The sequence below is a fragment of the Nocardia anaemiae NBRC 100462 genome (genome assembly GCF_001612725.1).
GTDB classification, from domain to species: domain Bacteria; phylum Actinomycetota; class Actinomycetes; order Mycobacteriales; family Mycobacteriaceae; genus Nocardia; species Nocardia anaemiae.
The window spans coordinates 441,979-452,803 of sequence record NZ_BDAZ01000008.1 but is presented as its reverse complement, the minus strand read 5'-3'; the positions used below and the strand labels follow the sequence as shown (position 1 = coordinate 452,803).

1 protein-coding gene is annotated in these 10,825 nt (G+C 66.7%); it reads left to right on the top strand.

From position 1 onward, the window contains the following. The coding region (locus tag NA5_RS07590; RefSeq protein WP_157110279.1) for a non-ribosomal peptide synthetase at positions 1-10,723 on the top strand (10,723 nt) is incomplete at its 5' end. Positions 10,724-10,825 lie beyond the last annotated feature (102 nt).

Below are 10,825 nucleotides of genomic sequence, written 5' to 3'. Positions count from 1 at the left end.
GGCAGGTCCACGGCCGGAACATATTCCGCTGTCGCTGGCACAGCAGCGGATGTGGTTCCTCAACCAATTCGATACCGAATCGGCGGTGAACAATCTGCCGGTCGCGGTCCGGCTGACGGGTGCGCTGGATACCGCCGCATTGCAGCAGGCCGTCGCGGATCTGGTGGAGCGGCACGAAACGCTTCGTACCGTCTATCCGGCCGACCGGGACGGTGTCGCACATCAGGTGATCGTGCCTGCGGCACAGGCGGTTCCGGATCTGTCCCCGCAGCGGGTCGCCCCGGATGCCGTGCACGCGAAGGTCGTGGAGATCATCACCGCCGGATTCGATGTCACCGATCAGGTGCCGCTGCGCGGTGCGCTGTTCCGGGTGGACGCGCCCGCGGACGAGTACGTGCTCGTCTTCGTCGCCCATCACATCAGCGCGGACGGCTGGTCGATGGGACCGATGACCCGCGACCTCATGCTCGCCTACGCCGCGCGCGCGGCCGGTACACCGCCTGCCTGGCAGCCGCTGCCGGTGCAGTACGCGGACTTCAGTCTCTGGCAACGGGAAGTGCTCGGTTCCGAGGACGATCCGCAGAGCCTGATCACCGCGCAGGCCGAGTTCTGGCGCACGGCGCTGGCCGGACTTCCCGACGAGTTGAACCTGCCCGCCGACCGGCCACGCCCTACGACACAGTCATTCGCCGGTGGCACAGTGGGTTTCACGGTCGATCCGCGAGTGCATCGCAGGCTGCGGGAGATCGGTCGCGAACAGAACGCGACGATCTTCATGGTTGTGCACACCGCGCTCGCGATATTCCTGGCGCGCCTATCCGGCACCGAGGACATCGCGGTGGGCACGCCGGTCGCCGGTCGTGGTGCGGCCGAATTGGACGATGTCATCGGCATGTTCGTCAATACGCTGGTGCTGCGGACCCCGGTGCGCGGCGGTGCGACCTTCACGGAATTGCTTTCGGTGGTGCGCGACGCTGATCTACAGGCCTTCGCGCATGCCGATATTCCGTTCGAGCGGCTGGTCGATCTGCTGAATCCGGAGCGGTCCACGGCGCGGCATCCGCTGTTCCAGGTGGCGCTGTCGTTCCAGAACTTGCCGGACAACTCGTTCGAGCTGCCCGAATTGCGTGTCGACACCGTCGATCTCGCTATCGATACCGCGAAATTCGACCTGTCGCTGGCGATTACCGAGCTGCCGGGCGCTACCGAGGGCATGTACGCGGTGTTCTCCTTCGCGCGTGATCTATTCGACGAGTCCACCGTGCGGGTTTTCGCCGATCGGTTCGTGCGGCTGCTCGAGGCGATCACAGCCCGGCCGGACCTGCCGATGGGCGATCTGCCGCTGCTGGCCGAATCCGAGGCGAAATTCCTGACCCGGGTGCATCCGGCTCATGTGACGGCTGCCGGGCTGCTGCCCGATCTGCTGACGCGCGGGTTGCGTCGCGGTGCGGATCGTACGGCCATTCGCTACCAGGGCCGGTCGATCAGCTATCGCGAACTCGATGAGTACTCGTCGCGGTTGGCCAGGGTGCTGATCGATCGTGGTGTGGGTCCGGAAAGCCTTGTGGCACTCGCACTTCCGCGCTCCTATCAGATGGTGGCCGCGGTGTTGGCGGTGTCGAAGGCCGGTGGCGCGCATGTGCCGGTCGACCCGAATTACCCGGTGGATCGGGTGCGGCACATGCTGACCGATTCGGGTGCGCTCGTCGGGCTCACCGCTTCGGAATACCTGGGCGAGCTGCCCGCCGATGTGCAATGGCTCGCGCTCGACGATGCCGAGACCGATGCCCTGTGCGCCGCCCGATCCGCCGCGCCCATCACCGACGCCGACCGGATCATGCCGCTGCGGCCGCATCATGTGGCCTACGTGATCTACACCTCGGGCTCTACCGGTATGCCCAAGGGCGTCGCCGTGACCCACACCGGACTCGGCGGCCTGGTCGACCACTCGGTCGGCCTGTATCGGCTGGAGCCGAAGCATCGGCTCCTGCATATCTGTTCACCGAGCTTCGACGTGTCGGTGCTGGAATGGCTGGTCGGACTTTCGGTCGGCGCGACAGTGGTGATCGTGCCCGCGGCCGTCATCGGCGGTCCGGAACTGGGCGATCTGCTGCGCGCCGAGCAGGTCACGCATTCGATCATTACCCCGGCGGTGCTCGGCTCGGTGGATCCGGTCGGGCTGGATCAGCTCGAAATGCTCATGGTCTGCGGCGATGCCACCACACCTGAGCTGCTCGGCAAGTGGCAGCCGGGTCGCAGGTACTACAACGGCTACGGCCCGACCGAGGCCACGGTCATCGCTTCCTACGCGACACTGCGCGCGGGTGAGCCGATCACCATCGGTACACCGGTATACGGCATGTCGGCGCTGGTGCTGGATGCTCGGCTGAACCCGGTCCCGCCGGGCGTGGCGGGGGAGCTGTATCTGTCGGGTGGCGCATTGGCACGTGGGTACCACAACCGTCCGGGGCTTTCCGCGGAGCGTTTCGTGGCCGATCCGTGGGGGGAACCGGGGGCGCGAATGTACCGCACCGGTGACGTGGTGCGCTGGTTCGCCGAACCGGAAGTACGGGCGGGCAATGCGGCGCTGCCGTCGATACCGTGGGCGCTGGAATACGTCGGCCGCTCGGACTTCCAGGTGAAGATCCGCGGCTATCGCATCGAACTCGGTGAGATCGATGCCGTGCTCGGCGGGCACGCCGATGTGGAGTTCGCGATCACCGTTGGCAGGCAGAGCGACGCAGGTGTCACGATCCTGGTGTCCTATGTGCTGCCGGTGCCCGGCCGGGTCATCGAGCCCAGTGTGCTCGTCGAGCATGCGGCGCGGCGGCTGCCGTCGCATATGGTGCCGTCCGCGATTGTCGTGCTCGATGAGATCCCAATGACTCCGGTCGGCAAATTGGATCGAAAGGCCTTACCGGAACCGGTCTTCGAGCAAGCCGCCTTCCGTGCGCCGAAGACCCATACCGAACAGATCGTGGCGGGCACCTTCGCCGCGGTGCTGCGTATCGGCGCCGATGACGGTCGGTACCTCGGCCTGGACGACGATTTCTTCGCGCTCGGTGGAAATTCGCTGCTGGCAACGCAATTGGTGGCGCGTCTCGGTGCGGCACTGGATACCCGGGTTCCCGTGCGGGTGCTCTTCGATGCATCCACGGTCGCCGAACTCGCCGCCGAAGTGGAACGGCTCGCCGGTACGGGCGGTCGCAAGGCATTGACGGCAGGCCAACGGCCGCAACACATTCCGCTGTCACTGGCCCAGCAGCGGATGTGGTTCCTCAACCGGTTCGACACCGACTCCTCGGCCTACAACATTCCGATCGCCGTGCGACTCACCGGCACCCTCGATGTGGTGGCGCTGCGCCAGGCGGTCGCCGATGTGGTCGAGCGGCACGAGATCCTGCGCACCATCTACCCGCAGACCGATGCGGGTCCGGTTCAGCTGATCCTGCCCTCGGACGGGGACGTGCCGACATTGGAGGTACGCGAGGTCGCGCCGGATGAACTCGAATCCGCTGTCGTGGAGCTGACTTCGACGATCTTCGATGTCACCAGTGACGTGCCGGTCCGGGTTGTGCTGTTCGATGTGGCTGGTGCTGGTGCTGGTGCTGGTGCTGGTGCGACGGGCTCGGAGGCGGTAGGTGGCGTGGCGGCGGGCTCTGAGGATGCTGTCGTCGGTGCTGTCGGCGATGCAGGTGCCGCCGGAGCGGTTGATGCGGCCGGTGCGCTTGGTGCTGCCGGTGCGGTGGGTGCTGCCGGTGCCGCAGGTGCCGTCCCAGCGGTTGATGCGGCGAGTGCCGCAGGTGCCACAGGTGCTGTCGGAGCGGTTGATGCGGCGGGTGTGCTTGGTGCTGCCGGTGCGGTTGGTGCCGCCGATGGTGAGGCTGTAGGTGGCGTGGGTGCGGGCGCTGCCGCTGGCGTGGCTCCACCGGGCTCCGCGGACACCGACATCGAACACGAATATGTGCTCGCACTGGTGGTGCATCACATTGCCGGTGACGGCTCTTCGGTCGCACCGCTGACCCGCGATCTGATGCTGGCGTATGCGGCCCGTTCTGCGAATGCCGCGCCCGGCTGGGCGCCGCTGAGTGTGCAGTACGCGGACTACAGCATCTGGCAGCGCGAAGTGCTCGGGAGCGAGGACGATCCGGAATCGCTGGCGGCCGAGCAGATCGCCTACTGGCGCGACGCACTGGCCGATCTGCCCGAACAGCTGGATCTGCCCGCGGACCGGCTGCGTCCCGCGGTGCAGTCCTTCGCTGGCGGCACCGTCGAGGTGCGCATCGATCCCGAAACCCACCGTGGTCTCATCGAATTGGCCCGTGCCGAGGGCGCGACGCTGTTCATGGTCGTGCACACCGCGCTTGCCGTGCTGCTGGCGCGGCTCTCCGGCACCGATGACATTGCCATCGGTACTCCGGTGTCCGGTCGCGGTGATTCCGCGCTGGACGATCTGATCGGCATGTTCGTCAATACCCTGGTGTTCCGCACCCGAGTGGATGCCGGTGCGAGCTTCACCGAGCTGACCGCGCGTCAGCGAGAAGCCGATATCCGGGCCTTCGCGCATGCGGATATCCCGTTCGAGCGGCTGGTCGAGGTGCTCAACCCGGTTCGCTCGACCGCGCGGCATCCGCTGTTCCAGGTCGGACTGTCCTTCCAGAATCTGGCGCAGTCCAGTCTCGAACTGCCCGGCCTCACCGTCTCCGGTGTCGGCATCGACATCCAGGTGGCGCAGTTCGATCTGAACCTCATCGTGAGCGACGCCTACGATGCGAACGGCGTGCCAGCCGGTATCGCCGGTCAATTCGTCTACGCGAAGGATCTTTTCGATCAAGCGACGGTCGAGGGCTTCGCGGAACGCTTCACCCGCCTGCTCGACCGGATCATCGCCGCACCGCGCATCCCGGTCGGTGAACTCGACCTGCTGGCACCGGCGGAGCGGCAGCGAATCCTGTTCGAGTGGAACCAGACTGCCCATCCGGTGGCCCCGGAACTGCTGCTGGACAGCTATCGCCGAGCGGTCGCGGACCATCCCGATGCGATCGCGGTGGTCTACCACGACACGACGCTCACCTATCGCGAATTCGATCAGCGGGTCAACCGTTTGGCGCGGCTGCTGATCGAGCGCGGCGTCGGTACGGAATCCCTGGTCGGCTTGGCGATCCGGCGTTCGCTGGAGCTGGTCGTCGGGATGTACGCGATCGTGACGGCCGGTGGCGCGTATGTGCCGCTGGATCCGGATCATCCGGCGGAGCGGATCGCGCACATTCTGGATACTGCCCAGCCCGCGGCTGTGCTGACCACGACCACGGATGCTGTTGCTATGCCAGGTGATACGCCGGTATTGCACCTGGATGACTTGGAGCTGGACGAATTCGACGCGAACCCGGTGCGCGCGGATGAACTGCTGCGACCGGTGCGTCCGGAGAACCCGGCCTACGTCATCTTCACCTCGGGCTCGACCGGTCGCCCCAAGGGTGTGGCGATATCGCATGCGGCGATCCACAACCAGATCACCTGGATGCTGGCGGAGTATCCGCTCGGCGTCGGCGATGTGTACTTTCAGAAGACCGCGACCACCTTCGACGTCTCGCTGTGGGGCTATTTCATGCCGCTGCGCGCGGGCGCGAAGCTGGTCGTCGCCACCCACGACGGCCACCGCGACCCGGCCTATATCGCGGAAACCATTGCCGCACAGGGCGTTACGGTCACCGACTTCGTCCCGTCGATGCTGACCGTCTTCGCCGCGCACACCCCGGCGGGCTCCTGCCCGACGCTGCGGGACATCTTCGTGATCGGCGAGACGCTGCCGCCGGAAACCGTCGACGCGGTGCGCGCCATCTCGAATGCCCGCGTGCACAACCTCTATGGCCCCACCGAGGCCGCGGTCTCGGTGACCTACTGGCAGGCGCGCGGCAATGACCGCCCCAGTGTCCCGATCGGCCTGCCGCAGTGGAACACCCAGGCATACGTGCTGGATGCGCGACTGCATCCGGTGCCAACGGGTGTGGCCGGTGAGCTGTACCTGGCCGGTGACCAGCTGGCCCGCGGCTATGTTCGCCGACCCGATCTGACCTCGGACCGGTTCGTTGCCAACCCATTCGGCGACGGCACCCGCATGTACCGCACCGGTGACCTGGTCGTCCAGCGCGCGACCGGTGTGCTCGATTACCTCGGTCGCACCGACTTCCAGGTCAAATTCCGCGGCCAGCGCATCGAACTCGGCGAGATCGAAACGGCACTGCTGGCACAGGCTTCGGTGAGCCAGGCCGTTGCGGCCGTGCTGCCGTCGGCGCTGGGCGACCAGCTGGTCGCGTATGCGGTACCGACCCCCGGTCACCGGATCGATCAGACCGAACTGCTGACCGCGATCGCGGGCACCCTTCCGGCATACATGATTCCGGCCGCCATCGTGGCACTCGACTCGTTCCCCCTGAATACCAGCGGCAAGCTGGATCGAAAGTCGCTGCCGGAACCCGCCTTCGCGAGCCACGAATTCCGGGCCCCGGCAACACCGGTCGAGGAGATCGTGGCGGGCGTCTTCGGCGATGTACTCGGCTTGGCGCGGGTCGGCGTCGATGACGACTTCTTCGCACTCGGCGGTAATTCGCTGATCGCGACCCAGGTGGTGGCCCGGCTCGGTGCCGCCATCGGCGGGCGGGTGCCGGTGCGGACCCTGTTCGAGGCGTCGATGGTCGGCGGGCTCGCGGTCCGGATCGAGCGGCATGCCGGATCCGGTGATCGCCGCGCGCTGACCGCCGGTCCGCGTCCGGAGCGGATTCCGCTGTCGATGGCGCAGCAGCGGATGTGGTTCCTCAACCAGCTCGATCCATCCTCGGCGGTGAACAATATTCCGGCCGCCGTGCGGCTGACCGGTGCGCTGGATCTGGTCGCGCTCGAGCTGGCCGTCGCGGATCTGATCGAGCGGCACGAGGTGCTGCGCACCGTGTATCCACAGACCGATGACGGCCCTGTGCAATTGATCCTGCCCGCCGAACAGGCGCTGCCGGATCTGACGCCGGTGCCGGTCAGCGCGGCCGAACTGCCCATGCATGTCATCGCGACCGCCTCGGCCGGATTCGATGTGACGGCCGAGGTTCCGGTGCGGGCCGAGCTCTTACAGGTCGAGCCCGACGAACATGTGCTCGTGCTGGTGGCACATCACATCAGCGCGGATGGCTGGTCCATGGGACCGCTGACCCGCGATCTGATGGTCGCCTACGCATCCCGCTCGGCCGGTGCGACACCGGCCTGGGCGCCACTTCCGGTGCAGTACGCCGATTTCAGCATCTGGCAGCGCGAGGTGCTCGGGTCCGAAGCCGATCCGGACAGCATCATCACGGCCCAGGCGAACTACTGGCGCAACACACTCGCCGGGATGCCGGACGAGCTGAATCTCCCCGCGGATAGGCCGCGTCCGACGACGCAATCCTTCCGCGGTGGTCGGGTGGGTTTCTCGATCGACACCGAATTGCACCGTGGGCTGGCGGAACTCGCCCGTGCGGAGAAGGCGACCATGTTCATGGTCGTGCACACCGCATTCGCGGTCTTGCTCGCGCGGTTGTCCGGCACCGATGGCATCGCCATCGGTACCCCGGTCGCCGGTCGTGGTGCGGCCGAACTCGACGATGTGATCGGCATGTTCGTCAATACCCTGGTGCTGCGCAGCGAGGTACCCGGCGCATCGAGTTTCACTGCGCTGCTGGCACATACGAAGGATGCCGATCTACAGGCCTTCGCCCACGCCGACATTCCGTTCGAGCGACTGGTCGACCTGCTGAACCCGGTGCGCTCGACGGCACGGCATCCGCTGTTCCAGGTCATGCTGTCGTTCCAGAATCTGCCGGACACCTCCTTCGAGCTGCCCGGATTGCTTATCGGCGCGGTCGATCTGGAGATCGATGCCGCGAAATTCGATCTCTCGCTGACCATTCAGGAGTCCGCGCAGAGTGCCGGTATGGTCGCCGAATTGTCCTTTGCCAGGGATCTTTTCGATGAGGTCACGGTCCAGGGATTCGCGGACCGGTTCGTCGGCCTGCTCGAGCAGATCGTGGCTCGGCCGGACGCACCGGTCGGCGATATCGATCTGCTCAGCGATACCGAACGGGCCGAGGTGCTGTGGCGGTGGAACGACACCGACCATGAGCTGGGTGCGGTCGGCACGCTTGTGGATGAATTCGCCCGGCAGGCCGCGGCGACGCCTGATGCGGTCGCGATCGTGGACGGCGCAACCGGTACGTCGCCGGTCTCCTCCTCGCTGACCTACGCCGAATTCGGTGCGCGCGTGCACCGGTTGGCGCGGCGATTGATCGATGCCGGTGTCGGCCCGGAAAGGCTTGTCGCCCTTGCCCTGCGGCGTTCGGTCGATTTCGTGGTCGCCGCCTACGCCGTGCAAGAAGCCGGTGGCGGTTATGTCCCGCTCGATCTCGAGCAACCAGCGGAGCGGATCGGCCATGTGCTCGAATCGGCCGCGCCGGTGTGCGTGCTGACCACCTCGCGCGACGACTTCACGACCGACCTGCCGACCCTCACCATCGATGAGCTGGATCTGTGCGGCTACTCGGACGAGCCGGTCACCGAGCGGATCCCGCCGCTGCGGCCGAGCAACACCGCATACGTCATCTTCACCTCGGGTTCGACCGGTCGGCCGAAGGGGGTGGCGGTACCGCATTCGGCGGTGCTGAACCAGATCCGCTGGATCACCGGCGAATACGGCATCGGTGCCGATGACATCGTGCTGTTCAAGACCCCGGCGACGTTCGATGTGTCGGTGTGGGAGCTGTTCGGCCCGCTGTCCACCGGCGGCCGAATCGTGGTGGCCGCACCGGAGGGCCATCGTGACCCGCAGTACCTCGCGGAGGTCATCGCGGCCGAGCAGGTCACCATGACCTCGTTCGTCCCCTCGATGCTGACCGTATTCGCGGGCGCGGTCGAGGCCAGCGCCCTCGTATCGCTGCGCACCCTGCTGATCGCCGGTGAGGCATTCTCCGCAGACGCGGTTCGGGCCATCCGCAAGGTCAGCTCGGCCGAACTCTACAACCTTTACGGACCGACCGAATTCGCCGTCCACGCGACGCACAGTCCGGTGGCCGCCGATATCGAGGGCGCGGTGCCGATCGGTCTGCCGGTGTGGAATGCCCGAGCGTACGTATTGGATGCCCGGCTGCACCCGGTGCCGTCGGGTGTCGCGGGCGAGTTGTACTTGGCCGGTGCGCAGTTGGCGCGCGGCTACGCGGGACGCACCGATCTGACAGCGGATCGGTTCGTCGCCAACCCATTCGGTGCCCCCGGTTCCCGGATGTATCGCACCGGCGACCTGGTCACCCGCAGGGCCGACGGTGCGATCGGCTACCTCGGCCGCACCGACTTCCAGGTCAAACTGCGCGGCCTGCGCATCGAACTCGGCGAGGTCGAAACCGCGCTCACCGCACACGAATCGGTGGCACAGGCGGTGGTGGTGGTGCGTTCGGATCAGCTCGTCGCTTACGTCGTACCCGCGACCACAGTCGATGCCGAGGCACTGCGGACCCATGTCGCCGAACACCTCCCGTCCTATATGGTTCCGGCCGCCATCGTCGAACTCGATGCCTTGCCGTTGAACCCCAACGGCAAGCTCGATCGCCGAGCGCTGCCCGAACCGGTCGTCGCGCCACGGGAGTTCCGCGCACCGACGACCCCGCTCGAATCGACCGTCGCCGATGTCTTCGCCGAAGTGATCGGCGTCGACCGGGTCGGCCTCGACGACGACTTCTTCGGCCTCGGCGGCAATTCGCTGCTGGCCGCCCAAGTCGTCAGCCGACTGCGCAAGGTGACCGGTGCGCAGATCAAGGTCGCCTGGTTCTTCACCGAACCGACGGTGCTCGGCATCTCGAGGCAGATCATCGCGGCGCTCGAGCACGGACACGATTACGAATCCAGCTCGGCGGCCGCGCTCGGCGTGATCCTCCCGATCCGCGCCGCGGGCAGCAGGCCGCCGCTGTTCTGCGTGCACCCGCTGGCCGGACTGTCGTGGTCCTATGCCGGGCTGGCCACGGTCCTCCCGGCCGACCAACCGATCTACGGCATCCAGACGCCCGCGCTCACCGAGGACGACTATCACCCGAGCTCGATGGCGGAGATCGTGCGCCGCTATGTCGCCGAGATCCGTGCGGTGCGGCCCGAGGGACCGTACCGGATACTCGGTTGGTCGCTCGGCGGCAAACTGGCCCACGCGGTGGCGACCGAATTGCAGTCCGAGGGCGCGCAGGTCGAATTGCTGGCGATCCTGGACGCCTACCCGGGCGGCGACTTCACCGATTTCCGGAACCAGATCCGCGAGGCCTTCACCGAATTGGGTCTGGATGCCTCGGCGCTGCCCGCGGCGGAAAACCTGCAGGACATCGGTGACGAGGCCGTGGCAGCGCTGCACGCGATGGCCGTCGGCCAGGGCGTGGACGTGCTCACCCCCGAACGACTGCGACTGATCTATCGCACGGCCATGCGCACGGTCGAGCTGGAATCGCAGTACCGGCCGGGAGTGTTCGAGGGGACGCTCGAGTTCTTCAGAGCCACGGTCGACGCCGAGGCCCGCGGCGGTCGCGCACCCGCCGACTGGCAGCCTTTCGTCTCCGATGAGATCATCGATCGCCCGATCGGGTCGACGCACGAGTTGATGACCTCTGCCGAAGCGTTGGCCGAGATCGGTCCCCGGCTCGCTGAGCTGCTCGAAACCCCCGAGCGGTAGCGATCGGCCGGGGAACGCAGGCAGATCGTCGGCGGGAACAAGCGGCCATTGCGGTTACGATCGGCGTCTGACCATGCGATGCTTCTGAGCAAGCGCTGGGAG